Genomic DNA, 25851 nt, shown 5'->3' on the forward strand with positions numbered 1-25851 from the left:
GGCGCGTCGGCTCCGGGTGGCGGTCACTCCTCGTCGAGGAGCAGCCGCTCGATCTGGAGCTCGCGCAGCCGAGCGGTCGCCAGCTGGTTCTCCCGCGCGGCGATCACCAGCCGGCAGAGCAGCACGCCGAGCACGAGGACGAGCACCACGACGGCGATCGCGGCGACGAGGTAGAGGATGCCGAAGACGTTGAAGGCGGAGATCATCCTCCGACGCTAGCCAAAGGGGGTCTCGCGGATCGTCCCCCGCGGGACGGAGCAGCGACTCCTCGGAACCCCGATGGCGCTTCACATCCCGGCCCGAGGTGCCCGCGCGTAGGGTGACTCCCCGTGGAACCCCGATCTCCCGACCGCGCGGCGCCCGCCGTCCCCCCGCTGAGCGACGAGGTCGCCCAGGCGCTCGACGCCGGCACCGTCGCCGAGATCCGCGCCCTCCGCGACGACTTCGCGCGGTTCATGCTGCAGTACAAGTTCGGCATGGACGAGATCGTCACGAAGGTGACGATCCTGCAGGAGGAGTTCCGCGAGATGCGGGAGTACAACCCCATCGAGCACGTCTCGAGCCGGCTGAAGTCGGCCGACAGCCTGATCGAGAAGATCGAGCGCAAGGGCTGCGACACCTCCTTCGAGGGCATCGCGGCCGCAGTCACCGACATCGCGGGCGTCCGGATCACCTGCAGCTTCGTCTCCGACGTCTACCGCGTCTTCGACATGCTCACCTCGCAGGCCGACGTCCGCGTCCTCGAGGTGAAGGACTACATCGCCACCCCGAAGGACAACGGCTACAAGAGCCTGCATGCGATCGTCGAGGTGCCGGTGTTCCTCTCGGGAGGCTCGGTCGACGTCTGCGTCGAGGTCCAGTTCCGCACCATCGCGATGGACTTCTGGGCGAGCCTCGAGCACAAGATCTACTACAAGTACGACCGCCAGGTCCCGCAGCAGCTGCTCGACGGCCTGTCCGACGCCGCGCGCACCGCCGCCGCCCTCGACGCCGACATGGAGCGCCTGCACCGCCAGGTCCGCGGCGAGCTCCCCCTCGACCCGGTCCTCCGCATCCTCGACGTCTGACCCCGCTGCATGCCGATCGGGCAGCCCGCTCCGATCCCCTGCTGATCGAGCAGCCCGCGCAGCGGGCGTCTCGAGATCCACCGTCGCCGGGACTACCCCAGCGCCGTCACCAGCACCAGCAGCAGGACCGCGGACCCGTTCAGCGTCGCGTGCGACACGATCGCCGCGCCGAGCCGCCCGGTCACCGTCGAGATCCAGCCGTGCGCCAGCCCGGCGATCACCGTCGTCGTCCCCAGCGTGACCACCGTCGCGGGGTTCACCATCTGGTGCCCGTGCAGCAGAGCGAAGACCAGCGTCGACGCGACCACGCTGAACACCGCCGCCCAGACGCGGCGCCCACGGGTCGGTGCCGGAGCGTCCCCCTTGGTCCGCAGCATCCGGTTGCGCACTGCCCGCATCACCACCCCGCGGCAGAGGATCTCCTCGACGATCGGCGCGACCAGCACCGGGATCATCACGGAGCTCAGCACGAACCACAGCGGGTCGGGGTCGAGCTCGAGGTTGCTCTCCGCCTCGCCCAGCAGCGGCGAGAACACGATCAGCACGGCGACGATCGCGATCCGCACGCCGATCCCGATCCCGATGCCGATCGGCACGTCGATCCAGCGGAACCGCAGCCCGTAGTCCGCGGCGAGCGACCCCAGCCCGCGCAGCTTCGACGCGGCGAACGGGACGACGAGCGCGACCAGGTAGCTGGCGAACGAGCCCGCGAACACGAGCCCGGGGGAGTAGGGCAGCACCCCGAAGCCGAACAGCAGGATCAGCAGCGCGAGCGGCAGCACGATGCCGGCGATCGTCAGCGCCGCCGTCGGCAGCCCCCACCGCACCCGAGGATCCGGCAGATAGAGGAGAGAGGAGTACGGAGCGTCGATCGACGGCTGCGGCTCGCGCGGCGGCGCCCACGCGAAGGCGGACCCACCCGGCGCCGGCACGACGGCAGGCGGCTGCTCAGGGGCGACGGTCGACGGATCGGGCGGCGGGAAGGCGGCGGGATTCATGGCCCGCCCAGGCTACGCAGCCCAGCTGAGCGCCCGGAGCGCACCTCGGGCTCGCAGAACCACGTCCGGCTCGCAGGATCGAGCTGTTCTCGCGAGCCGAGGCCGATGCGACGAGCCGAGCAGCCGCTTTCGAGCACCGCTGCCCGAAATCCGTCGTACTCCTGCATCGAGGACGACGACTTCTGCGGAGTGAGGCGCAGCCCGACCGGTCGGGCTCGGGAACGACCCGTCAACGGAAGAAACCCCCGCCATGTAGAAGCTAGGCGAGGGTTTCCGTGGCTCCGACGGGCGTCGATCCCGTGACCTCACGATTTTCAGTCGTGCGCTCTACCAACTGAGCTACAGAGCCGTGCAGGCGGTGATGCTCGAGAGCATCGATGCCGCGAGGAGACGAACTCGTCGTCTCCTGGAAAAGGCCCTTCCTCTCGGAAGGGCCTCTCTGCGACCCTGACGGGACTTGAACCCGCGACCTCCGCCGTGACAGGGCGGCACGCTAACCAGCTGCGCTACAGGGCCTCGTTGCGAAGACAAGCATACTGCCTTCGAGGCTGTTCGATTTTCACAGTCCGTCCGTCTCCGGCCGTTCTGCGGTGGTGATCTTCTCTTGCTGTGGTAGACCTCATCCGTGACCCCAACGGGATTCGAACCCGTGCTGCCGCCGTGAAAGGGCGGTGTCCTAGGCCACTAAACGATGGGGCCGGAAGCTCGCCGGGGCGACCCTGCGGCCGACCCACCATGACTACCGACACGCAAGCATAGGGACAGCCGGCCCGATATGCAAAATCGGCCTGCTCGAGGCGCGCGGCACCGGTCTGACAGGGGACGTCGAAGCGCGCCTGTGCCCCGGACGGGCGACGCCGATCCCTAGGCGTACGGGAGGGGCTTGACTAGGGTGGGTCGGAATCGTCATTTCCTCGCGACGGAGCCGCACCGCCGCCGGGGGAGTACTCCGTCTCCAGCACCGAGGTCCCATGATCCACTCCCCGCGCCGCAACCGCCCCGCACGCCGCTCCGGCGCGCCGCGGATCGGCCGACTCCGCGGCACGGCACTCGTCTCGGCCGCGGTGGCCCTGGTCGCGGGTCTGCTGGTCGCCACTCCCGCCCAGGCGGTCGAGTACCCCAGCTGGGCCGACGTCGAGGCGGCGAAGGGCAACACCCAGGCGGCGGCCGCCCAGGTGGACAGCATCCTCTCGCTGATCGACGACCTGCAGAGCGAGGTCGCGGCGGCGCAGCAGGTCGCCCAGCAGCGCGGCGACGAGTACTTCGCGGCGCAGGACGCCTTCGACAAGGCGTCCGACGAGGCGACCGAGCTCGAGGCGAAGGCCACCGCGAGCGCCGACCAGGCCGACGCCGCGACGCAGCAGGCGGGTCTGCTCGCCGCGCAGCTCTACCGCACCACCGGCACCGACCTCTCGGTCAACATCTTCCTCGACGGCGAGGGCGGCAAGGCCGACGACCTCCTCGGCCGCATCGGCAACATGACCAAGCTCGTCGAGCGCTCCAACGCCATCTACGAGCAGGCGAGCACCACGAAGAACGCCGCAGAGGCGCTCGGCGCTCAGGCCCAGGTCGCCCAGACCGAGCGGGAGAAGCTCCGTGTCGCCGCCGAGGCGAAGCTCGCCGAGGCGACCGCCGCCCAGGCCGCATCCGAGGCCGCTCTCACCGAGCAGCAGAACCAGAGCATCGTGCTCGAGCAGCAGCTCGCCGCTCTCCGCGACACCGAGTCGACGACGGTCGCCGAGTACGAGGCCGGCGTCGCCGCGCGCGAGGCGGAGCGCCAGCGCGTCCTCGCCGAGCAGGAGGCCGCCCGTCAGGCGCAGGCCGAGCTCGCGCGTCAGCAGGCCGCGGCCGCTCGCGAGGCAGCGGCGGCCGCAGCCGCGGCGGCTCCGTCGCGCGGCTCCAGCGGTGGCGGCGGCGGCTACAGCGCCCCCGTCGTCCCCTCGCCCGGCGGCGGCTCGACGGCCGTCAGCGACTCCGGCTGGGTGCGCCCCGCGTCGGGCCGGATCACCGGCACCTTCGGGCCGCGCGGCAGCCTCTCCACCGGCGGCGGCTCGACCAGCTCCTACCACCGCGGCACCGACATCGCCGGCGGCTGCGGCATTCCGATCTTCGCCGCCCACAGCGGGACGGTGACCTACGCCGGCTGGTTCGGCACCTACGGCAACTGGATCGAGATCAGCAACGGCGACGGCATCAGCACCGGCTACGCGCACATCATGCCCGGCGGCATCTACGTCAGCGTCGGCCAGCGGGTCGAGGCGGGCCAGCAGATCGCCGCCGTCGGCACCACCGGCGCCTCCACCGGCTGCCACCTGCACTACGAGACCCGCGTCAACGGCACCGCCGTCGACGCTCAGCCCTTCATGGCCGCACGAGGAGTCACACTTGGTTGACGCGCAGAAGACCGCCCGCAGCTTCACCCCCGCCCCGCGCGAGCGGGCCTGGAAGGGCCGGCTTCCGCTGGCGGTCTCCGCCGCCTTCGCGGTGACCGCCGTCACGGCCTCCCTCGGCATCGTGCCCGCTCAGGCGGACGACCCGGCGTACCCGTCGTGGGACGACGTGCAGAACGCGAAGACGGACGAGGCGAGCAAGCAGGCCGAGATCGACTCGATCACCGCCCTGATCGGCGGGCTGCAGACCTCGGTCGACGACGCGTCGCTCGTCGCGATGAAGAAGGCGGAGGCCTGGCGCCAGGCCCAGGAGGCGCTCGACGCCGCGGCCGCCGCGGTCGCCGAGCTCGAGGACCGCGCGAACGAGGCGGCGTCGACGGCCCATACCTCGCAGATGCGTGCCGGCCTCCTCGCCGCACACCTCTCCCGCTCCGCCGGTGGCGACCTCTCGATGAGCCTCGTCGCGAAGGGCCAGGACGCGGGCGATCTGCTGTACCAGCTCGGCGCCATGTCGCAGCTCTCCGAGCAGTCGCAGCGCGTCTACGCCGACGCCCTCGCCGACAAGCAGACCGCGGAGTCGCTCGCCGAGCAGGCCGACGTCGCCGTCGTCGAGCACCAGAAGCTGTCCGACGCCGCGGACGAGGCGCGCACCGGCGCCGACAGCGCCGCCGCGTCCGCCCGGAGCGCCCTCGCGGCTCAGGAGGCGAAGTCGGAGGAGCTCATCGCGCAGCTCGCCCTGCTCAAGGACTCCACCGTCGAGATCGAGACCGCGTTCCTCGCCGGCGAGCAGGAGCGCAAGGCAGTGGCGGCCGCAGCCGCTGCCGCCGCGAAGGCCGAGGCCGACGCTGCGTCCGCTCAGCCCGCCGCGAGCGCTCCCGTCGCGGCTCAGCCGTCGTCCGGCTCCTCGTCGTCGGGTTCCTCGTCGTCGGGTTCCTCGTCGTCCGGCTCCCGCCCGGCCGCGCCGGCCGCGAACCAGCCCTCGGCCCCGATCGCGCAGCAGCCTGTCGCCCCGCAGCCCGAGGCGCCGCAGCAGCAGCCGGCCCCGGAGCAGCCCGCCGCGCCGGCGGCCCCCGCACCGCCGCCCGTCGTCCAGCTCCCGCAGCCGGCTGCACCGCCGCCCGCTCCGGTCCCGGTGGCGAACCCGGAGCCGCAGGTCGACCAGGTCGAGACCGCGATCTCGTACGCGATGGCGCAGCTCGGCGAGCGCTACGTCCTCGGCGGCATGGGCCCGGACGTCTGGGACTGCTCGGGTCTCACTAAGCAGTCGTACGCGAGCGCCGGCGAGTACATCGGCACGCACTCCGCGACGAACCAGTACAACACCATGGCGAACGAGGGCAAGCTCGTCCCCTACAGCCAGCGCCAGCGCGGCGACCTGCTCTTCTGGTCGGACTCGCCCGGTGACTACTACCACGTGGCGATCTACCTCGGCGACGGCCAGATGATCGAGGCGCCCAACCCCAACTCGCCGGTGCGCGTGCACTCGATCTGGGGCACCCCGACCGGCATGGTCGGCCGCCCGACGGCGTAGCGCCGCAGCGACAGAAGAACCCGCCCCCTCGAGGCGCCGGCAGCAGCCGGTCGACTCGACGGGGCGGGTTCCGTCGTTCAGTGGCCCGTGAGGGTCAGTGGCCCTCTTCGGCCAGCTTCTTGATGCCGTCCTGGACGATCTGCTCCGCCTCGGCGGCGTCGCCCCAGGCCTCGACCTTGACCCACTTGTTGGGCTCGAGGTCCTTGTAGCGCTCGAAGAAGTGCTTGATCTCGTTCTTGGTCTGCTCCGGGACGTCGGCGATGTCCTGGATGTGCTGCCAGCGCGGGTCCTTCGCGGGGACCACGATCACCTTGGCGTCGGAGCCGGCCTCGTCGCTCATGTTGAGCACGCCGACGGGGCGGACGGAGACGCCCACGCCCGGGAAGACGGGGTACTCGAGCAGCACCAGCGCGTCGACGGGGTCGCCGTCGAGGCCGAGGGTGTTCTCGAAGTAGCCGTAGTCCGTCGGGTAGACGAAGGAGGTGAAGAGCACGCGGTCGAGGTAGACGCGACCGGTCTCGTGGTCGACCTCGTACTTGTTGCGGCTGCCCTTGGGGATCTCTACGACGACGTCGTATGCGGCCATGTTCGCTCCTTGAGTCGGTGGCGCCGCGGGCGGCGCATCGGCGGGTCGGACCGGCCGGGAGAACGCGTGCGGATGCGCGCGCTCGCAGGCCGGATCGCTGGCCTAACGTTACTTGATGTGCCCGATCGCCCTCGCCTGACTCCCGCCGTCGCCGACATCCGGCGCGCGGTGCGCGCGAGCCTCGACGAGCTCGAGCCGGGCGCCCTGGTTCTCGTCGCGCTGAGCGGGGGAGCCGACTCGCTGGCCCTCGCGGCGGCGGTCGCCTTCGAGGCCGAGCGCGGCGGTCGGCGGGCCGGAGCGGTGATCGTCGACCACGGGCTGCAGGACGGCTCGGCGGAGGTCGCCCGACGCGCGGCGCAGCAGGCGCACGCCCTCGGTCTCGCCCCCGTGCTGCGCGAGGTCGTGTCCGTGCTGCTGGACGGCGAGGGTCCGGAGGCGGCTGCGCGCACGGCGCGGTACCGCGCCTTCGATGACGCGGTCGAGGCGACGGGTGCCGCGGCGGTCCTCCTCGCGCACACCCTCGACGACCAGGCCGAGACGGTGCTGCTCGGACTCGCGCGCGGTGCGGGGGCCGCGAGCCTGCACGGCATGGCGGCGGTGAGCGGGGTGCTGCGGCGCCCCCTGCTCGGCATCCGGCGTGCGAGCACCCGGGCGGCCTGCGACGACGCCGGGCTGGAGCCGTGGGAGGACCCGCACAACGCCGACCCGCGCTACACCCGCGTCCGCGTCCGCGGCACGGTCCTCCCGGTGCTCGAGGACGAGCTCGGCCCCGGAGTCGCCGAGGCCCTCGCCCGCACGGCCGACCAGCTCCGCGAGGACGGCGACGCGCTCGACGCGATGGCGCTCGACTGGGCGCTCGAGCTCGTCGGCCAGAACGACGACGGGCACGTCACGGTCGACGCGCGCGGCCTGGCCGCCGACCCGCCGGCGCTGCGCCAGCGCATCATCCGCCTCGTCGTGCAGAACGAGTTCGGCGTCGCCCTCTCCCGCGCGCAGACCCTCGCCGTCGCCGCCCTCGTCACCGACTGGCACGGCCAGAAGGGCGTCGACCTCCCGGGCGTCCGCGCCACCCGGGTGTCCGCGACTCTCGTCTTCGCCCCCGTGTGATCCCCCCGCCGCGAGATGCCGCTTGTGCGCGCGACACGCCGTGGAAGGCGTGCACAAGTGGCATCTCGCGGGAGGGAGCACGGGGCCCTCGCCCGTAGAGTGGCCGGGTGGAAGCAGCCGACATCGCCGACGACATCACCGAGGTCCTCTTCACCGAGGCCGAGATCCACGAGCGGATCCGCGACCTGGCCCGCGCCATCGAGCGCGACTACGCCGGCGAGAACCTGCTCATCGTGGGGGTGCTCCGCGGTGCCGTGATGGTGATGGCGGACCTCGCCCGCGAGCTCAAGCTCGACATCGTGATGGACTGGATGGCCGTCTCCTCCTACGGCAGCAGCACGAAGTCCTCGGGCGTGGTCCGGATCCTCAAGGACCTCGACACCGACATCACCGACCGCAAGGTGCTGATCGTCGAGGACATCATCGACTCCGGTCTCACCCTCTCCTGGCTGCAGGGCAACCTGCGCAGCCGCGGCGCCGAGTCGGTCGAGATCTGCGCGCTGTTCCGCAAGCCCCGCGCCGCCAAGGTCGAGGTCGACGTCGCCTACGTGGGCTTCGACATCCCGAACGACTTCGTCATCGGCTACGGCCTCGACTACGCCGAGCGCTACCGCAACCTCCGCGATGTCGCGATCCTCGCACCCCACGTCTACGCCTAGCCGCTCCGAGGCCGGCGCCCGCGCGGACGCGGCGCAGTCGAGTCTCGAGCGGCTCTTCGGGGTGCCGGTCCTCGGCTACCACATGAGCTACCCGACCTCGCTGCGGGCGGACCTCGTCTTCAACTACTGGTGGCTCGCGCACGCGATCGACGCCGCCGTCGACGCGTTCGAGCGCACCGGAGAGGCCGAGCACCTCGAGCGCGCCGTCCGGATCCACCGCGCGGTCCGGCTGCGCAACGGCGGCCGGCTCGTCAACGGCTACTTCGACGACATGATGTGGCTCGGCGGAGCTCTCGCCCGGCTCGGCGAGGCGACGGGGGAGGGGCGCTGGCTCGACCGCGCCGACCGGCTCTGGCGCTTCGCGGTCGCCCGCGGCTGGAACCTCCGGCACGGTGCGAGCCTCGCCTGGCGCCGCCGCCAGCTCGACTACAAGAACGCGCCGGCGAACGGGCCGTTCGCGATCCTCGGCGCACGGCTGGAGCGCCTCCGCCCGGACGGCCGCGAGGAGCTGTCCCGGGCCGCCTTCGACTGGCTGCACGTGCGCCTGCGCGACGACGACACCGGCTTCGTCGCCGACGGCATCGGCCGCGAGGGCGGCTCGGCCCGCGACGACTGGGCGTTCAGCTACAACCACGGCGTCTACATCGGTGCGGCGCTGGCGCTGCACCGTCTGCGTCCGGATGCGCGGCTGCTCGGGCACGCCTCCCGCACCGCCGACGACCTGCTCACGCGCCTCGCCCCCGACGGCGTCCTCGTCGACCAGGGCGCGGGCGACGGCGCGCTCTTCGGCGGCATCGCCTACCGGCACCTCGTCGACCTCGCGACGGCGGAGGGGGTCGACCCGGCGTCGGCCGAGCGCCTCCGCGGCTTCGTCTCCGGCAGCGTCGACGCCCTGTGGCGCTCGAGCGAGCGCGGCGGCGTGCTGCTCGCCGGCCCGCGCTGGGACGCGCCGCCGACCCTTCCGGCGACGCTCTCGGCCGAGCTCGGCGCGGTCCTCGCGACGGAGGCGGCGGCGACGCTCGAGCGGCGCTCGGTGCGGGACCCGGCGCGCGGCACAGCAGACTGAGTCCGTGAGAGCCTCTTCCGACCGATCCGCGAGCGCGCGCCCGGTGGTCGCCGTCGTCATCAACCCGAGCAAGTTCGACGACGTCGGCGCGGCGGAGGACGTGGTCGCCACGGTCGCGCGCCGGGCGGGCTGGAGCGAGCCGCTCTGGTTCGAGACCAGCGTCGACGACTCGGGAGCCGGGGCCGCGCGCGCGGCACTGGAGTCGGGCGCCGATCTCGTCTGCGCGATGGGCGGCGACGGCACCGTGCGCGCGGTGGCCTCGGTGCTGCGGGGGACGAGAGTCCCGTACGGCCTGCTGCCCAGCGGCACCGGCAACCTGCTCGCCCGCAACCTCGGCATCCCGCTCGGGTCGCTCGCCGATGCTGTCGAGATCGCGCTGCTGGGCCAGGACCGGGCGGTCGACGTCGGCACGGCCACGTTCGACGACGGTCAGGAGCGCGTCTTCATGGTGATGGGCGGCGTGGGCCTGGACGCCGAGATCATGGACAAGACCGACGACGAGCTGAAGAAGCGCGTCGGCTGGGGCGCGTACGTCGCGGCCGGTGCCGAGGTGATGTTCAAGGCCGGCTTCGAGGTGACGCTGACCATCGACGGGAAGCCCGAGCCGCCGACCCGCACGCTGATGGTGCTGGCGTGCAACTGCAGCTCGGTCGTGGCGAACATCGAGCTCGCCGCCGGCGCGGTGCTCGACGACGGCGATCTGGAGCTGGTGCTGCTGCGCCGCCGCTTCGGCCTCGCCCTCGACGTCGCGACGGGCAACCGCAACGGCCTCGCCTCGCTGCACCAGTGGCCCGGGCGCGAGTTCTCCTTCGAGCTCGACCAGCCCGTGCTCGCCGAGCTCGACGGCGATCCGATCGGCCGCACCACCAGCGGCCGCTTCAGCGTCGACCCCGGCGCGCTGCTGGTGCGCCTGCCCGTGCCGACCCCGAAGAGCCCCGGCCTCACTCCGCACGACACCCTCGTGATCGACACCACCGAGATCGCGACGATCCTCGCCGCCGACCCCGACGGCGCGTGAGACCCGACCGCTGGCCCGGTGGATCCCGATGCGCCCGCTGAGCGGGCTGCTCGATGAGCATGACGGGATGCCTTCCCCTGACTGCTTTACGGATGTAATGTAAATTACGAACGTAAAGGAGGCGTCATGGCCGACCCCCGCCTCGCCCGCTCGCGCGATCAGCTGATCGCCGCGATCACCACCGCCCTCGATCGCCCCGGCGACGACCAGCCGTCGATCACCGACCTCTGCGCCGCCGCCCGGGTCAGCCGGCCGACCTTCTACCAGCACTTCGGCGACGTCCCCTCGCTGCTCGAGGCCGCCGCGCTCGAGCGGATGCACGCGCTCTTCGCCGAGGTCGTGCCGCCGTCGCCGCTCGACGTCTGGGAGACCGCGGTGCCCCGCGTCGTCCACGGCCTGCTCTCGGGACTCCTCGAGCACGCCGACTTCTACCGCCGCGCGCTGAGCGGCGGCACGGCCCGCTCCGTCCAGGAGTCGGTCGTCGCCTTCCTCGCGCAGCGGCTGCTCACCTTCTCGCCGCTGGCCGCCGAGGAGGCGGGGGACCGCGCCCGGGTCGAGCGCTTCGCCGTCTTCCTCAGCGCGGGGACCGTCTGGCTCGTCGTCGGCTGGCTGCTCGACGGCGACGACCGCCGCTCCGCCGCCGCCGCCTCGGCCGAGATCGCCGAGCTCCTCGTCACCGGAGTCGCGACGACGCGCCTCACCGCCCTCGTCACCGACTCCTCGAAGTAGAAGGACCATGCCCGCCTCCGCCGCCCGCCGCTCACCCCGCCTCCTCCACCGACTGCGCTCCGTCTCCCCGCGCCTCGTCGTCGTCTTCTCCGCGATCGCGCTCATCCCGCTGATCTACGCGGGACTGCTGACCTCGGCGAACCTCGACCCGACCCACCACCTCGACACCGTTCCCGCGGCGATCGTGAACGAGGACACCGGCGCGACCGCGTCCGACGGCTCGGCCCTCGCCCTCGGCGACGCGCTGACCGACGAGCTGACGTCGAGCACGTCCTCCTCGAACTTCGCCTGGACGCGGACCGACGCCGACGAGGCCGCGAGCGAGCTCGCCTCCGGAGCCGTGTACGCGGTGCTGACGGTGCCGGCCGGCTTCTCGGCCGACGTCGCCTCGGTCGGCGGGGACGACCCGTCGGCGGCGACCGCGGCCCGGCTCTCCATCGCGACGAACGACGGCGCCAACCTGATCGTCGGCAACATCGCCGCGACGATCGGCAGCACCGTCACGCAGACGCTGGAGAAGCAGGTCGGCGAGAGCTACCTGAAGAACGTCTACGTCGGCTTCACGGACGTGCACGACAGCCTCGAGCAGGCCGCCGACGGTGCGACGCAGCTCGCTGACGGCGCGGCCACCGCGTCGAGCGGCTCGGACGAGCTCGTCGTCGGCCTCGAGCAGCTCCAGGACGGCACGGCACAGCTCGCGACCGGAGCGGACTCGCTCCGCGCCGGCGCCGACTCCGCCGCGGACGGTGCGGCGACCCTCTCCTCCGGGCTGCAGCAGCTGGCGGACGGGACGGCCGCGCTGCCGTCGTCCGCCGCCGCGCTGGACACCGGCGCTCGGTCGGTCGCCTCGGGCGCGCAGACCCTCGACGGGGGCGCCGCGGACCTCGCGACCGGAGCGGCGAGCCTCGCCACCGGCACCGCCGCGCTGTCCTCCGGAGCGACGACAGCGGCGGCGGGTGCTCAGACCCTCGCGGACGGCGCCTCCTCCGTCTCCGACGGGGCGACGGCAGCGCTCGACGGAGCCGGGACGCTGCGGGACGGCTCGGCGGCGCTCGCCGCGAGCACTCCCGCGCTGGCCACGGGAGCGGCGTCGGTCGACACCGGTCTCCAGTCGCTGATCGCGGGCTACGGCACTCTCACCGACGCCGAGCGCCTCGCGCTCCTCACGCAGCTCGAGACGGGGGCCGCCGGGGTCTCGGCCGGTGCGACCGCCGCGGACCAGGGCGCGCAGAGCCTCGCCGAGGGCTCCTCGGCGCTCGTCGGCGACTCCTCCGGCGGTCTGACCGCGCTCGCGGCCGGTGCCGCCTCCGTCTCCTCCGGCGCTGCGGACCTCACGACGGGCGTGCAGTCCCTCGCCTCCGGAGCGGCGTCCGCCGACTCCGGCGCGCAGTCGCTCAGCACCGGGGCGCAGTCCCTCGCGACCGGCGCCGCCTCCCTCGACTCCGGAGCGGCGCAGGTCGCCGTCGGCACCGGCACCCTCGCCGGCAGCGTCGACCCGCTGACGAGCGGCCTCGACTCCGCCGCGAGCGGGGCCGGCGCGCTCGCCTCGGGCACCGCGACCCTCGCCTCCGGCTCCGACACCCTCGCCACCGGTGCCGCCGGAGCGGCGGAGGGCACCGCGGACGCCGCGACCGGCGCCGGCAGCCTCGCCTCGGGCATCGACTCGCTCGCGACCGGCTCCGAGACGCTGTCCGGGAAGCTGGCCGACGGCGCCGCCGACGTCCCGTCCTACACGGCGGACCAGGCGGACTCGCTGAGCGCCGTCGCCGCGGCTCCCGTCGCACTCGACACCGAGCGGCTGAACCGCGTGCCCGAGTACGGCTCCGGACTCGCGCCCTACTTCATGGCTCTCGCGCTCTGGGTCGGCGCCCTCGCCTTCTACCTGATGAGCGCGCCGCTGAGCGAGCGCCTGCTGACCGCCCGCCGGCCCGCCTGGGTGATCGCGCTGCGCAGCTACCTCCCGGGTGCGCTGATGGCGGTGGCGCAGGGCGTGCTCGCCGCGCTGGTGATCCGCTTCGGCGTCGGCGTCGACATGGCGCAGCTCCCCGCGCTGATGGGGATCGCGGTCCTCACCAGCCTGACCTTCGTCGCGATCAACCAGGCGCTGATCGCCCTGCTCGACGCCCCGGGTCGCTTCCTCGCGCTGCTGCTGATCGTGCTCCAGCTCTCCTCGGCCGGCGGCACCTATCCGATCGAGACGGCGCCCGCCTTCTTCCAGGCGCTGCACGGGGTGCTGCCGCTGACCTACACGGTCGAGGCGTTCCGCTCCCTGATCGCCGGCGGGAGCATCGGCGTCGCGAACGCCGTGCTGGTGCTCTCGCTCTGGCTGCTCGGCGCCCTCGCCGTCACCGTGCTGGCCGCCGCCCGCCGCCGCCGCGGACTGACCCCGGCGCTGCGCGACCCGGAGCCCCTGCTCGAGACGGCCTGACCGGAGCGGCTCAGCACGCTGGTCGAGCAGCCGCGAAGCCGCTCCGCGTCCCGGTGGTGAGCGTCGTGCTGGTCGAGTAGCCCCGCAGGGGCGTATCGAGACCCGCCGTCCCCAGCAGGGCGGGTCTGCAGACTCGTCTTCTGACGCCGGTGGATCTCGATACGCCCGCTGCGCGGGCTGCTCGATCAGCATGAAGAGGGGGCCGAGCGCCCAGCCGACGCTTCCTCCGCCCAGGGCGAACGCGTGGCGCGCGCTCAGAGAGCGGGAGGTAGCCTGACACTCACATTTCCTCGTCAGAAAGGTGCCGGGCCTGCGCCCGCAACATTCATGAACGTCAAGCGCATCTTCCGGGGTCCCATTCTCTACGTCGTCCTCGCGATCGTGGCGGTCTGGATCGGGTCCTCGCTGATCACGATGTCGGGCTTCCGGCAGATCAGCACGCAGGAGGGGCTCCAGCTCCTGTCCGACGGCAAGGTCGACTCCGCGAAGATCGTCGACGGCGAGCAGCGCGTCGACCTGACCCTCGCGCAGGACGACGGCGACAACGGCAAGCAGGTGCAGTTCTACTACGTGGCACCGCGCGGCGCCGAGGTCGTGGACGCGGTCACCACCGCCGCTCCGTCGGACGGCTACGACGACGAGGTCCCGCAGACCAACTGGTTCCTCTCCGCGCTCGGCTTCCTCCTCCCGATCCTGCTGATCGGCGCGTTCTTCTGGCTGATGCTCTCGGGCATGCAGGGCGGCGGCAACCGCGTCATGCAGTTCGGCAAGTCGAAGGCGAAGCTCGTCTCGAAGGAGTCGCCCAAGGTCACGTTCGGCGACGTCGCCGGCGCCGACGAGGCGATCGAGGAGCTGCACGAGATCAAGGAGTTCCTCAAGGAGCCGGCCAAGTTCCAGGCCGTCGGCGCGCGGATCCCGAAGGGCGTCCTGCTCTACGGCCCTCCCGGCACCGGAAAGACCCTGCTGGCCCGCGCCGTCGCGGGCGAGGCGGGTGTCCCCTTCTACTCCATCTCCGGGTCCGACTTCGTCGAGATGTTCGTCGGTGTCGGCGCGAGCCGCGTCCGCGACCTGTTCCAGCAGGCCAAGGAGAACTCGCCGGCCATCATCTTCGTCGACGAGATCGACGCCGTCGGCCGCCACCGCGGCGCGGGCATGGGCGGCGGGCACGACGAGCGCGAGCAGACCCTCAACCAGCTCCTGGTCGAGATGGACGGCTTCGACGTCAAGACCAACGTCATCCTGATCGCGGCGACGAACCGCCCCGACATCCTCGACCCCGCGCTGCTGCGCCCGGGCCGCTTCGACCGCCAGATCGGCGTCGACGCCCCCGACATGCTCGGCCGCAAGAAGATCCTCGAGGTGCACGGCCGCGGCAAGCCGCTCGCCGGCGGCGTCGACCTCGAGGTCGTCGCCCGCAAGACGCCGGGCTTCACCGGCGCGGACCTCGCGAACGTCCTCAACGAGGCCGCGCTGCTCACCGCCCGCTCGAACGCGCAGCTGATCGACAACCGCGCTCTCGACGAGGCGATCGACCGCGTCATCGCCGGCCCGCAGCGCCGCACGCGCGTCATGCGCGACAAGGAGAAGCTGATCACCGCGTACCACGAGGGCGGCCACGCCCTCGCCGCAGCGGCGATGCGCCACACCGACCCGGTCACGAAGGTCACGATCCTCCCGCGCGGCCGCGCCCTCGGCTACACGATGGTGCTGCCGCTCGAGGACAAGTACTCGACCACCCGCAACGAGCTGCTCGACCAGCTGGCCTACGCCATGGGCGGCCGCGTCGCGGAGGAGATCGTCTTCCACGATCCGACCACCGGCGCCTCGAACGACATCGAGAAGGCGACCTCGATCGCCCGCAAGATGGTCACCGAGTTCGGCATGTCGTCGACCGTCGGCGCCGTGAAGCTCGGCTCGTCCTCGGGCGAGATGTTCCTCGGCCGCGACATGGGCCACCAGCGCGACTACTCCGAGCAGATCGCCGAGCGCGTCGACCTCGAGACCCGGCAGCTGATCGAGCAGGCGCACGACGAGGCCTGGCAGGTCATCAACGCCAACCGCGACATCCTCGACCGCCTCGCGGCCGACCTCCTCGAGAAGGAGACGCTCGACCACGACCAGCTGGCCGAGATCTTTAAGGACGTCCGCAAGATCGACGAGCGACCGCAGTGGCTCTCGAGCGACAAGCGCCCGCTGTCCGACCTCCCGCCGATCCCGATGCCGCCGGCCAAGGCGCCGATCGACGCCGGGGCCACCGACGGCGCGGTCGTCTCGGAGAGCTCCGAGCCCGCCGCCCCGCAGCGGCCGCCGCTGATCAACCCGCGCCCGACGACGGCGTAGCAGGACCGTGCCGGTCGACAGGGCGCGCATCGAGGCCGCCGTCGCCGAGCTCCTCGCGGCCATCGGGGAGGACCCGGGCCGCGAGGGGCTCGCGACGACGCCGCAGCGCTTCGCCGACTCCTACGAGGAGTTCTTCGGCGAGTTCGACCTCGACCCGGCCGTCCACCTCGCCGAGACGTTCGCCGTCGTCGAGGAGGGGGAGCAGCCGCCCGCGACGCAGACGGTCGTCGTGCGCGACCTCGCGTTCCGCTCGGTCTGCGAGCACCACCTGCTGCCCTTCGCCGGCGTCGCGCACATCGCCTACCGCGCCGGCGAGCGCGTCGTCGGGCTCGGCAAGCTGCCACGGGTCGTCGAGACCGTCGCCTCGCGCCCGCAGCTCCAGGAGCGCCTCACCGAGCAGATCGCGGACGTCCTGGACGCCGGCCTCTCGCCCGAGGGCGTGCTGGTCGTCGTGGACGCCGAGCACGGCTGCGTGCGGATGCGCGGAGCCCGGCAGACCGCGAGCTCGACCGTCACCGTCGCCGCGCGCGGCACCCTCGCCGACCCCGCCGCCCGCGCCGAGATCATCGCGCTGATCGGCGCCGCGCGGGAGGTCTGACGTGGGTCCCGTCGTCACCGATCTCGCCCCCGGCCACCGCGCCGCCCTCCTCGGGATCCTCAACGTCACCCCCGACTCCTTCAGCGACGGCGGCCGCTGGCTCTCCGTCGACGACGCGGTCCGGCACGGGATCGGCATGACCCGGCCCTCGGGGGAGGGGCCGGCCTCCTTCGGTGCGGACGTCGTCGACGTCGGCGGCGAGTCGACCCGGCCCGGTGCCGCGCGCGTCGACGCCGCAGCCGAGCAGGCCCGCGTGCTCCCCGTGGTCCGCGCCCTCGCGGCCGAGGGCGTCCGCGTGAGCATCGACACGATGAGCGCGGCGACCGCCGGGGCCGCGCTCGACGCGGGCGCGGTCGTCGTCAACGACGTCTCCGGCGGGCTCGCCGACCCGGCGATGCTCCCGCTCGTCGCCGAGCGCGGAGCGGTCTACATCGCGATGCACTGGCGCGGCCACAGTGCGGGGATGACGGCGCTCGCCTCCTACGCCGACGTGGTGGCCGAGGTGCGCTCCGAGCTCGAGCGCCGCGTCGACGCCGCCCGAGCGGCCGGGATCCGCGACGAGCACCTGATCCTCGACCCCGGTCTCGGCTTCGCGAAGGACGGCGGCCACGACTGGGCGCTGCTCGTCCACCTGGACGCGATCGTCTCGCTCGGGCTGCCGGTGCTGGTGGGCCACTCGCGCAAGCGCTTCCTCGCGCCCTTCGCGCCGGCCGGCTCGACCGCCGCGGAGCGCGACGACGTGACGGCGCTGCTGAGCCTCGCCGCCGTCGACCGCGGCGCCTGGGGCGTCCGGGTGCACGACGTCCGCTCGAGCGCCCGCGCCCTCGCGCTCGGCGCCCGCCTCCAGGAGGAGCTCCCGTGACCGACCCCGCCCGCGCCGCCGCCACTCCGCCGCGTCTCGACGCCGCCGCGCTCGCCCTGCGCGACTCGATCACCCTGACGGGGCTGCGGGTGCGCGCGCACCACGGCGTCTTCGACTTCGAGCGCGAGAACGGCCAGGACTTCGTCATCGACGCGACGGTCTGGCTCGACCTCGCCCCTGCCGCGAGCGGTGACGCTCTGGCCGAGACGGTGCACTACGGCGAGCTGGCGATCGCCCTGGCGGACGCCGTCACCCGCGACCCGGTCGACCTGATCGAGACCGTCGCCGAGCGCCTCGCCGCGGTCGCCCTGAGCTTCGCCGCCGCCGAGGTGGTGCGGATCACCGTGCACAAGCCCGACGCGCCCATCCCGCTGCCGTTCGACGACGTCGCCGTGCAGATCACCCGGGTCCGCCCGTGAGGCCCCGGCCGCAGCGGCTGCTCCCCGAGCGCCGCGTCGTCCTCGCCCTGGGCAGCAACCTGGGCGACCGGCTCGCGCACCTCGAGACCGCCGTCCGATCCCTCGCGACGACACCCGGGCTCCGGATCGACGCCGTGTCGAAGGTGGTCGAGTCGCCGGCCTGGAAGCTCGACGGCGTCGACGAGGACGCGCCCGCCTACTTCAACGCCGTGGTCATCGGATCGACGACCCTCGAGCCGGACGACCTGCTCGCCGCCACCGCCGCGATCGAGAGCGCGGGCGGGCGGGTCCGCGGCGAGGGCGAGGAGCGCTGGGGCGACCGCACACTCGACATCGACGTCGTCGCCGTCGGCGGGGTCGTCCGCGACGACGCGCACCTCACGCTCCCGCACCCCCGCGCCGGCGAGCGCGCCTTCGTGCTGGAGCCGTGGCTCGACGTCGACCCGCACGCCGTCCTGCCGGGGCGCGGGCCGGTCGCGGAGCTCCGCGCGAGAGCGACGGACCGGGTGACCGACCGGCCCGAGGCGATAGCGTGGCGGCGCACGCGGTCCTCGGGAGACGCCTCCCGCGGAACGACCACCACCGCACCGAGCACCGCCCCCGGCCGCACCGACCCCGAGAGCAGCACTCCGTGAAGCGCACCCGCATCAGCTCCCTGCTCGGCCTCGGCCTCGCCGGGGCCGTCGTCGGCTTCCTGATCGACCTGGCGATCGCCGCCGCGGGGCGCCCGGTGCTGATCCCGCCGCTCACGGTCCCGCTCACGCTCGTGGTGGTCGCGGCGCTCGTGATCGGGTTCGCGATCCCGATCCATCGTGCGACGAAGGGGACGCTCCGCCGCCCCATCGATCCCTTCCGCGCGATGCGCGTGGTCGTGCTGGCCAAGGCCTCCAGCCTCGTCGGCGCGCTGCTGCTCGGGGCGTCCGGCGGGGTGCTCGTCTACCTGCTGAGCCGGCCGGTGGTGCCTTCGCTAGGCTCCGTGTGGCAGGACGTGGCCGCCATCGTCGGCGCGATCGTCCTGCTGGTGGCCGGTCTGGTCGCCGAGCACCTGTGCACCATCCCGCCGACCGATGACGACGACCCCGCTGTCGGCGAGGTGAACCACGCCTGACGCCGACGCACGCTCGGACGCAGGCAGGGAGGACGTCATCATGGCCGACGACCAGGAGGCGACCCCCTCGGCCGCCCCGGTGCCGCTGAGCCCGGAGCCGCTGACCTCGGAGCCGCTGAGCCGTCGCGAGGCGCGGATCCGCGAGGCGGCGATCGAGCAGGAGCGCGAGGCGGTCCAGCCGGAGCACGACGCCGTCCAGCAGGAGGGCGTCCGGCTCGACCCCGCCGCTCCCGGGTCCTCCGGGGGCGACCGCCTCGACCTGGCCGGCCCGTGGCGCCGGGTCTCGCCCAAGTACGTGGCCGTCGAGGTCGTCTCGGCCGTGGTCTCGAGCGCGGTGCTCCTCGCCGTGCCGATCGGGATGCTCCTGATCGGCGTCGACTGGGCCTGGATCCTCGTCCTCGCGGCCGCTGTCCTCGCCGTCACGCTGCTGATCGTCGCGCCCCGCCGTGCTCGCGCCTACGGCTACCAGCTGCGCGAGGACGACCTGCTCTTCCGTCGCGGCATCATGTTCCAGCGCTTCGTCTCGGTGCCCTACGGGCGCATGCAGCTGATCGACGTCAACCGCGGCCCGCTCGCCCGCGCGCTCGGCCTGGCCGACCTGCGCTTCGTGACCGCCGCCGCGGCGACCGGCGTCAGCATCCCCGGGCTCGTCGACGGCGACGCCGAGGAGCTGCGCGATCGGCTCGTCGAGCTGGCGGAGTCGCGCCGGGCCGGCCTGTGAGCGAGGCTCCTGCGGCCGTCCGCGGCATCGAGACCGACCTCGCCGACGGGGAGTGGCACCGCCTGCACCCGGCGACGCCCGTGCTCAAGGGCGGGATCGGCCTGCTGGTCGTCCTCGGCCTCCTCATCACGAACCTCCGCGAGCGCCTGCTCGAGCTCTTCCTCCCCGGCCCCGGCGGCGATTACGAGAGCGGCGATCCGGTCGACGCGCTGATCGACCGCGGGCTGATCGGCTGGGCGCTGCTCGCCGTAGCGGCCGGTCTCGCCGTCGCCGTGCTCGCCTTCTGGCTGTCCTGGCGGATGCACACCTTCCGCATCACCGACGAGATCGTCGAGGTGCGCTCGGGCGTGCTGTTCCGCACCAACCGCCGCGCGCGGCTCGACCGCATCCAGGGCATCGCGGTGCAGCGCCCGCTGTTCGCCCGGCTGTTCGGCGCGGCCAAGCTCGAGGTCAGCGTCGCCGGCCAGGACGCGAACGTGCAGCTCTCCTACCTCGGCTCGCGGCTGGTCGACGCCCTCCGCCGCGACATCCTGCGGCTGGCCTCCGGCGTGCGCGAGCGGGAGGCGGTCGCGGGGGAGGCCCCGGCCGGCGGCTTCCTCGCGCGCCGGATCGAGGAGTTCGGCGAGCCGGCCGAGGACGCGCCGCCCGAGTCGGTCGTCTTGATCCCGCCGGGCCGGCTGCTCGGCTCGCTGGTGTTCAGCGGCTTCACGCTCTTCCTGCTGGTGTCGGTGGTCGCCGTCGTCTTCACCTCGGTCTACGGCTCGCCCTACGTGCTGTTCGCGATCCTGCCCGGTCTGATCGGCTCGGGCAGCTACTACGTCCGCCAGTTCGTCCGCTCGCTGCGCTACTCGATCGCGTCGACGCCCGACGGCGTCCGCGTCGGCTACGGCGTGCTCTCGACCAGCAGCGACACCCTGCCGCCCGGCCGGATCCACGCGGTCGAGATCACCCAGCCGCTGCTCTGGCGCCCGTTCGGCTGGTGGCAGGTGAAGATCGACCGGGCCGGCCACGCGGCCTCGCGCGGTGCGAACGGCGAGCCGAACACGACGATCCTGCCGGTCGGCGATCTCGCCGCGGTCGAGCGGGTCCTGTCGCTGCTGCTGCCGGGCGCGGACGAGGGCGCCGAGGCGACCCCGGTCGGCGACGCGCTGCGCCGCCGCGACGCCCCCGGCTTCACCAGCGCGCCCCGCTCGGCGATGCTGCTGCGCCCGTTCTCCTGGCGGCGCACGGGGTTCCGCCTCGCGGAGGACGTCGCGGTGCTGCGCAGCGGTGCCGTCTGGCGCCGCGTCACGGTCGTCCCGCTCGCCCGCATGCAGAGCGTCGGCGTGCAGCAGGGGCCGCTCCAGCGGATGCTCGGGTTGGCCTCCGCGCGCGTGCACACGGTCGCCGGGCCGGTGACGCCGCTGGTGCCGGTGATGAGCGTCGCCGACGGCCTCGCCTTCTTCGAGCGCGTGGGCCGGGCAGGGACTGTCGCGGCCGAGCGCGACGCCAGCCACCACTGGGGGCGGCGCGCCGTCGACGCCCCGACGCCCCGCGACGCGTGGGCCGCACCCGAGGGGGACCCGTATGCCTGACGCCCGCCGCGACGGACGCCTCGGCGTCGGGATCATCGGCGCCGGACCCGTCGGTCCGGTGCTCGGCGCCGCGCTCGCCAACGCCGGGCATGCCGTGATCGGCGTCGCCACGACGAGCGACGCCGGCCGCGAGCGCGTCGACGCACTGCTGCCGGGCGCCCCGGTGCTCGCGATCCCGGATCTCGTCGAGCGGAGCGAGCTGGTGATCATCGCCGTCCCGGGCGGCGAGATCGCCGCACTCGTCGCCGGACTCGCCGCCACCGGGGCCTGGCAGCCCGGGCAGCTCGTGCTGCACACCGCGGCCGAGCACGGCTTCGGTGTGCTCTCGCCGGCTCTCGCCTCGGGAGTCATCCCGCTCGCCGTGCACCCGGCGATGGCGTTCAGCGGCACGAGCCTCGACCTCGCCCGCCTCGCCGAGACCTACTTCGCGGTGACCGCGCCCGGCCCGGTGCTGCCCATCGCGCAGGCCCTCGTCGTCGAGATGGGCGGCGAGCCGGTCACCGTCGCGGAGGCGGACCGCGCCGCCTACGCCGAGGCCGTCTCGACCGCGACCACCTTCTCGACCGCCATCGTCGAGCAGGCCGCCGGCCTCCTCGCCGGCATCGGCGTCGACAAGCCCGGCTTCTTCCTCTCCAGCCTCGTCCGCTCCTCCGTCGACGACGCCCTCCGCCGCGCGGCCGGCTGACGCCCTCCTGCATGAACGGCGGCCCCCGCATGCTGGTCGAGTAGCGCCGCAGGCGCGTATCGAGACCCGCCGTCATCAGCAGGGCGGCTCTGCAGGCTCGTGTTCTGACGCTGGTGGATCTCGATACGCCCGCTGCGCGGGCTACTCGATCAGCATGGCGGCGCCCGCTGCGCGGGGTGCTCGATCAGCATGGTGGCGCCCGCTGCGCGGGGTGCTCGATCAGCGGTCTCCGCGTCGCCGGTAGGGTTCTCGGGTGATCAGCACCATCGAACGCATCGGCGAGCTCCGCGGGACGCTGCAGGAGGCGCGGCGCTCGGGGGCGCGCATCGCCCTCGTGCCGACCATGGGCGCGCTGCACGCCGGGCACCTCGCCCTCGTCGACCGGGCGCGCGAGATCGCGGACGTGGTCGTCGTGTCGATCTTCGTGAATCCGCTGCAGTTCGGCCCGAACGAGGACCTCGACCGCTACCCGCGCGACCTGGCGGCCGACGTCGCCCTGCTCGAGGAGCGCGGCGTCGAGCACGTCTTCGCGCCGAGCGTCGCCGAGATGTACCCGGACGGCCCCTCCTCCACCCGCGTCGTCGCCGGGGAGGTCGGCTCGCTCTACGAGGGCCGCTCGCGCCCCGGCCACTTCGACGGCATGCTGACCGTCGTCTCGAAGCTCCTCCACATCGTCCAGCCCGATGTCGCGATGTTCGGGCAGAAGGACGCGCAGCAGCTCTTCCTCGTCCGCAGGATGGTGCGCGACCTCGATCTGCCCGTCGCGATCGAGGGCGTGGCCACCGTCCGCGAGGAGGACGGCCTCGCGCTCTCCAGCCGCAACCGCTACCTCGACGCCCGCGAGCGCCGGGCCGCCCGCACGATCCCGCTCCTGCTCGAGGCCGCCGCCTCCGCCGCCGACCGCGGGCTCGACGCCGTCGTCGCCGCCGCGCAGTCCGCCTCGAGGGGCGAGCCGCTGGTTAAGCTGGACTACCTCGTCGTCGCGAATCCGGCGACGCTCCTGCCGGTCGACGACGACCACCGCGGCCCGGCCCTCGTGCTCGTCGCCGCGGTCGTCGGCTCCACCCGGCTCCTCGACAACGGCCCGATCCTGCTCGCCTGATCGCGCCCGCCGCCTCCAACCGAAAGCACCTGCGTTCTGACATGGTCGACACCCCCGGCGCCCCCGTGCCCCCGTCCGAGCCCACGCCCGAGGAGGCCTCCGAGCAGAAGGCCGTGCGCCTGGCCAAGCGCGAGCGCCTGATCGAGCTCGCCGCCGACGACCTCGGCGGCGGCGCCTATCCCGTCTCCGTCCCGGTCACGGACACCATCGCGGCGGTGCGCGCGCGCCACGAGGGCATCGCGCCCGACGTGAGGACGGGTGAGCAGGTCGGCCTCGCCGGCCGCGTCGTCTTCCAGCGCAACACCGGCAAGCTCTGCTTCGCGACGCTGCAGGCGGGCGACGGCTCGCGGATCCAGGCGATGGTGTCGCTCGGCGACGTCGGCGAGGAGTCGCTGGCGAGCTGGAAGGAGCTCGTCGACCTCGGCGACCACCTCTTCGTCGCCGGCGAGGTCCTCTCCAGCAAGCGCGGCGAGCTGAGCGTCTGGGTCTCCGACTGGAGCATCGCGGCGAAGGCGATCCTCCCGCTGCCGAACCTGCACAACGAGCTCGGCGACGAGACCCGGATGCGCCAGCGCTACCTCGACCTGATCGTGCGCCCCCAGGCCCGAGAGACCGTGATCGCCCGCTCCACCGTCAACGCCTCACTCCGGAGGACCTTCGTCGACCACGGCTTCCTCGAGGTCGAGACCCCGATGCTCCAGGTGATGCACGGCGGTGCCTCCGCCCGCCCCTTCGCCACGCACTCGAACGCCTTCGACACCGAGCTCTACCTCCGCATCGCGCCGGAGCTCTACCTCAAGCGCGCCGTCGTCGGCGGCATCGACCGCGTCTTCGAGATCAACCGCAACTTCCGCAACGAGGGCGCCGACTCGACGCACTCGCCCGAGTTCGCGATGCTCGAGGCGTACCAGGCCTACGGCGACTACTCGAGCATCGCCGACCTCACCCAGGAGTTGATCCAGAACGCGGCGCTCGCCGTCGCGGGCTCGCACGTGGTCACCTGGGCCGACGGCACCGAGTACGACCTCGGCGGCGAGTGGGACCGGATCTCGATGTACGAGAGCCTCTCACTGGCCGCCGGCATCGCGATCACGCCGGAGACCCCGCTGGTCGAGCTCGAGACCCTCGCCGCGCGCGAGGGCGTCGAGGTGCATGTGCCCACCCACGGCAAGTACGTCGAGGAGCTCTGGGAGCACTTCGTCAAGGGCGGCCTCGTCCGGCCGACCTTCGTCATGGACTTCCCCGTCGACACCTCGCCGCTCGTGCGCGCGCACCGGAGCATCCCGGGCGTCGTGGAGAAGTGGGACCTCTACGTCCGCGGCTTCGAGCTGGCCACCGGCTACTCCGAGCTGATCGACCCGGTCGTGCAGCGCGAGCGCTTCGTCGAGCAGGCGCAGCAGGCCGCGGCCGGCGACGACGAGGCGATGCGCCTCGACGAGGACTTCCTCCGCGCGCTCGAGCACGGCATGCCGCCGACCGGCGGCATGGGCATGGGCATCGACCGCCTGCTGATGGCCGTCACCGGTCTGGGGATCCGCGAGACCATCCTCTTCCCGCTGGTCAAGTAGGTTCGAGGGCGTGGTCAGGGCATCCAGCATCGTCGCGACGGTCGTCGCGGGAGTTCTCACGCTCGCGCAGTTCGGCGTGGGCGCGGCGGTCGCCACCTCGGTGCTCGTCGACTCGGCGGACCTCGGCCGGGGGCTCGCCGATCAGCGGGCCGCGCAGTCGTTCACTCCCGACGGCACGATCACCGGCTTCGCGGACCGCACCGCGATGTCGACCCGCGGCCGCGCGCTCTACTACGCCTCGAACCCCTCGGTGGAGCCGACGGCCGGCTTCAACGCGCTCTGCGGCTACGGCGCCTCCGACGAGATCGTGCTCGGCTGCTACACCGGCAGCGACATCTACATCTCCGACGTCGAGAACCCCGACCTCGACGGGATCCGCGACGTCACCGCCGCCCACGAGATGCTGCACGCCGCGTGGGTGCGGATGGACGCGGCCGAGCAGGCCGAGGTCGGCGCCCAGCTGGAGGCGGCCTACGCCGCGCTCCCGCAGGACGGCCCGATCGCGGAGCGCCTGGAGCTCTACCGCACCGGCGGGCTGGGCGAGCGCGTCAACGAGCTGCACTCGATCCTCGGCACCGAAGTCGCCGATCTGCCGCCCGCGCTGGAGGCGCACTACGCCGAGTACTTCGCCGACCGCTCGATCGTGGTCGGCCTGAACGCCCAGTACGAGGCCGTCTTCACCGATCTCGAGAACCGGATCACCGAGCTGGTCGCCCGCATCGACGCGATGTACGCGGACCTCACGGCGCGCATCGACGCCAACAACGCCGAGTACGACGCGCTGAACGCCGAGATCGACTCGTTCAACGCCCGGGCGGACAGCGGCGACTTCGCCTCGGACGCCGCCTTCGACGCCGAGCGGGCCGACCTGCTCGCGCGGGGCGCCGCGATCGACGCCACCCGGGCCGCGATCGACACCGACGTGGCGGTCTACGACGGCCTGCGCTCCGAGCTCGAGGGGCTGAACGCCGACGCGTCGGCCCTCAACCGCTCGATCGAGAGCAGCTGAGCGCCCTCAGCTGTCGGCCCGCGCGTCCGCCGGCGCCGCTGTTCGCTGAGCGGCCGCTCCGGGCCCGCTCCCGGCCCGGCCGGGTAGGATCGCCCCCATGGACTGGGAGCTGTGGAATCAAGGACTGTGGGCACTCGTGCCGACCGTCACCATCGGCCTCCTCTTCTGGTTCATCATGCGCGCGCTGATCCGCTCGGACCGCAACGAGCGCCGCGCCTACGACCGCATCGAGGCGCAGGAGCGGGCCCGCCGCGGTCTGCCCCCGCGCGACGCCGCGTAGAGCCCG

The 25851-nt window shown here is 73.1% G+C and carries 25 protein-coding genes and 3 tRNA genes; 22 read left to right on the forward strand and 6 right to left on the reverse strand.

What is annotated here, in order from left to right; translation table 11 throughout:
- Positions 1 to 23: 23 nt before the first annotated feature.
- Positions 24 to 206, reverse strand: coding sequence for a hypothetical protein (locus HRK28_RS09830; RefSeq protein ID WP_160090873.1), 183 nt, complete (start codon positions 204 to 206; stop codon positions 24 to 26).
- Positions 207 to 455: 249 nt separating this feature from the next.
- Here HRK28_RS09830 and HRK28_RS09835 point away from each other — a divergent pair, with 249 nt between their 5' ends.
- Positions 456 to 1067, forward strand: a complete 612-nt coding sequence (locus tag HRK28_RS09835; protein ID WP_173251976.1) for a GTP pyrophosphokinase family protein — start codon at positions 456 to 458, stop codon at positions 1065 to 1067.
- Between the two features lie 92 nt (positions 1068 to 1159).
- Here the strand turns inward: HRK28_RS09835 and HRK28_RS09840 are convergent, their stop codons facing one another.
- The 4 genes from HRK28_RS09840 to HRK28_RS09855 form a co-directional block, all read right to left on the reverse strand.
- A complete protein-coding gene (locus HRK28_RS09840) occupies positions 1160 to 2065 on the reverse strand; it encodes a CPBP family intramembrane glutamic endopeptidase (RefSeq protein WP_160090872.1) in 906 nt (301 codons plus the stop codon).
- Between the two features lie 276 nt (positions 2066 to 2341).
- Positions 2342 to 2414 (reverse strand) — tRNA-Phe (locus HRK28_RS09845).
- Between the two features lie 93 nt (positions 2415 to 2507).
- Positions 2508 to 2581, reverse strand: a tRNA-Asp gene (locus HRK28_RS09850).
- A gap of 110 nt (positions 2582 to 2691) precedes the next feature.
- Positions 2692 to 2764: transfer RNA gene (locus HRK28_RS09855), tRNA-Glu, on the reverse strand.
- 272 nt (positions 2765 to 3036) lie between these two features.
- On the opposite strand from HRK28_RS09855, the gene HRK28_RS09860 reads away from it, so the two are divergent.
- The gene (locus HRK28_RS09860; protein ID WP_217274642.1) at positions 3037 to 4458 is read left to right on the forward strand and encodes a peptidoglycan DD-metalloendopeptidase family protein; all 1422 of its coding nucleotides are present in this window, start codon (positions 3037 to 3039) and stop codon (positions 4456 to 4458) included.
- Positions 4451 to 5986, forward strand: coding sequence for a C40 family peptidase (locus HRK28_RS09865; protein WP_173251308.1), 1536 nt, complete (start codon positions 4451 to 4453; stop codon positions 5984 to 5986). Before HRK28_RS09860 ends, HRK28_RS09865 begins: the two co-directional genes overlap by 8 nt.
- Before the next feature lie 94 nt (positions 5987 to 6080).
- On the opposite strand, the gene ppa is transcribed toward HRK28_RS09865, so the two are convergent.
- Positions 6081 to 6572 carry an inorganic diphosphatase gene (gene ppa / locus HRK28_RS09870; protein WP_160090870.1) on the reverse strand — a complete coding sequence of 164 codons (492 nt, stop codon included), beginning with the start codon at positions 6570 to 6572 and terminating at the stop codon, positions 6081 to 6083.
- A 72-nt stretch (positions 6573 to 6644) separates the two neighbouring features.
- Here ppa and tilS point away from each other — a divergent pair, with 72 nt between their 5' ends.
- The 19 genes from tilS (at position 6645) to HRK28_RS09965 (ending at position 25845) form a co-directional block, all read left to right on the forward strand.
- Positions 6645 to 7679 (forward strand): tRNA lysidine(34) synthetase TilS, encoded by a 1035-nt coding sequence (gene tilS / locus HRK28_RS09875; protein WP_173251309.1) that lies wholly within the window; start codon positions 6645 to 6647, stop codon positions 7677 to 7679.
- 107 nt (positions 7680 to 7786) lie between these two features.
- Positions 7787 to 8338, forward strand: a complete 552-nt coding sequence (gene hpt, locus HRK28_RS09880; RefSeq protein ID WP_123446809.1) for a hypoxanthine phosphoribosyltransferase — start codon at positions 7787 to 7789, stop codon at positions 8336 to 8338.
- Complete coding sequence (locus HRK28_RS09885) at positions 8304 to 9404, forward strand: glycoside hydrolase family 76 protein (protein ID WP_173251310.1); 1101 nt, start codon at positions 8304 to 8306, stop codon at positions 9402 to 9404. Before hpt ends, HRK28_RS09885 begins: the two co-directional genes overlap by 35 nt.
- 4 nt (positions 9405 to 9408) lie before the next feature.
- Positions 9409 to 10422, forward strand: coding sequence for a diacylglycerol kinase family protein (locus tag HRK28_RS20805; RefSeq protein ID WP_160090867.1), 1014 nt, complete (start codon positions 9409 to 9411; stop codon positions 10420 to 10422).
- Between the two features lie 126 nt (positions 10423 to 10548).
- On the forward strand, positions 10549 to 11151 hold the full coding sequence (locus tag HRK28_RS09895) for a TetR/AcrR family transcriptional regulator (RefSeq protein ID WP_160090866.1): 603 nt from the start codon (positions 10549 to 10551) through the stop codon (positions 11149 to 11151).
- A gap of 7 nt (positions 11152 to 11158) precedes the next feature.
- A complete protein-coding gene (locus HRK28_RS09900; RefSeq protein ID WP_173251311.1) occupies positions 11159 to 13579 on the forward strand; it encodes a YhgE/Pip domain-containing protein in 2421 nt (806 codons plus the stop codon).
- A 327-nt stretch (positions 13580 to 13906) separates the two neighbouring features.
- A complete protein-coding gene (gene ftsH / locus HRK28_RS09905) occupies positions 13907 to 15919 on the forward strand; it encodes an ATP-dependent zinc metalloprotease FtsH (protein WP_160090864.1) in 2013 nt (670 codons plus the stop codon).
- Between the two features lie 7 nt (positions 15920 to 15926).
- A complete protein-coding gene (gene folE, locus HRK28_RS09910; RefSeq protein ID WP_160090863.1) occupies positions 15927 to 16517 on the forward strand; it encodes a GTP cyclohydrolase I in 591 nt (196 codons plus the stop codon).
- A 1-nt stretch (position 16518) separates the two neighbouring features.
- Positions 16519 to 17379 (forward strand): dihydropteroate synthase, encoded by an 861-nt coding sequence (gene folP / locus HRK28_RS09915; RefSeq protein ID WP_367948386.1) that lies wholly within the window; start codon positions 16519 to 16521, stop codon positions 17377 to 17379.
- Entirely contained in the window at positions 17376 to 17798 is a 423-nt protein-coding gene (gene folB / locus HRK28_RS09920) for a dihydroneopterin aldolase (RefSeq protein WP_367948387.1), read from the forward strand. Before folP ends, folB begins: the two co-directional genes overlap by 4 nt.
- Positions 17795 to 18433, forward strand: a complete 639-nt coding sequence (gene folK, locus HRK28_RS09925; RefSeq protein WP_173251312.1) for a 2-amino-4-hydroxy-6-hydroxymethyldihydropteridine diphosphokinase — start codon at positions 17795 to 17797, stop codon at positions 18431 to 18433. Before folB ends, folK begins: the two co-directional genes overlap by 4 nt.
- The gene (locus tag HRK28_RS09930) at positions 18430 to 18906 is read left to right on the forward strand and encodes a DUF3180 domain-containing protein (RefSeq protein ID WP_173251313.1); all 477 of its coding nucleotides are present in this window, start codon (positions 18430 to 18432) and stop codon (positions 18904 to 18906) included. The genes folK and HRK28_RS09930 overlap by 4 nt, the downstream gene beginning before the upstream one ends.
- A gap of 40 nt (positions 18907 to 18946) precedes the next feature.
- Positions 18947 to 19627, forward strand: coding sequence for a PH domain-containing protein (locus HRK28_RS09935; RefSeq protein ID WP_173251314.1), 681 nt, complete (start codon positions 18947 to 18949; stop codon positions 19625 to 19627).
- Entirely contained in the window at positions 19624 to 21201 is a 1578-nt protein-coding gene (locus tag HRK28_RS09940; protein WP_173251315.1) for a PH domain-containing protein, read from the forward strand. Before HRK28_RS09935 ends, HRK28_RS09940 begins: the two co-directional genes overlap by 4 nt.
- Positions 21194 to 21886, forward strand: a complete 693-nt coding sequence (locus HRK28_RS09945) for a Rossmann-like and DUF2520 domain-containing protein (protein WP_160090857.1) — start codon at positions 21194 to 21196, stop codon at positions 21884 to 21886. Before HRK28_RS09940 ends, HRK28_RS09945 begins: the two co-directional genes overlap by 8 nt.
- 265 nt (positions 21887 to 22151) lie before the next feature.
- Positions 22152 to 22988, forward strand: coding sequence for a pantoate--beta-alanine ligase (gene panC / locus HRK28_RS09950; protein WP_244231876.1), 837 nt, complete (start codon positions 22152 to 22154; stop codon positions 22986 to 22988).
- Positions 22989 to 23029: 41 nt separating this feature from the next.
- Positions 23030 to 24556 carry a lysine--tRNA ligase gene (lysS, locus tag HRK28_RS09955; protein WP_173251316.1) on the forward strand — a complete coding sequence of 509 codons (1527 nt, stop codon included), beginning with the start codon at positions 23030 to 23032 and terminating at the stop codon, positions 24554 to 24556.
- Between the two features lie 10 nt (positions 24557 to 24566).
- On the forward strand, positions 24567 to 25565 hold the full coding sequence (locus tag HRK28_RS09960; RefSeq protein WP_173251317.1) for a hypothetical protein: 999 nt from the start codon (positions 24567 to 24569) through the stop codon (positions 25563 to 25565).
- Positions 25566 to 25662: 97 nt separating this feature from the next.
- A complete protein-coding gene (locus tag HRK28_RS09965; protein WP_123446793.1) occupies positions 25663 to 25845 on the forward strand; it encodes a hypothetical protein in 183 nt (60 codons plus the stop codon).
- Positions 25846 to 25851 lie beyond the last annotated feature (6 nt).

Source organism: Rathayibacter sp. VKM Ac-2835 (assembly GCF_013266705.1).
Classification (GTDB): domain Bacteria; phylum Actinomycetota; class Actinomycetes; order Actinomycetales; family Microbacteriaceae; genus Rathayibacter.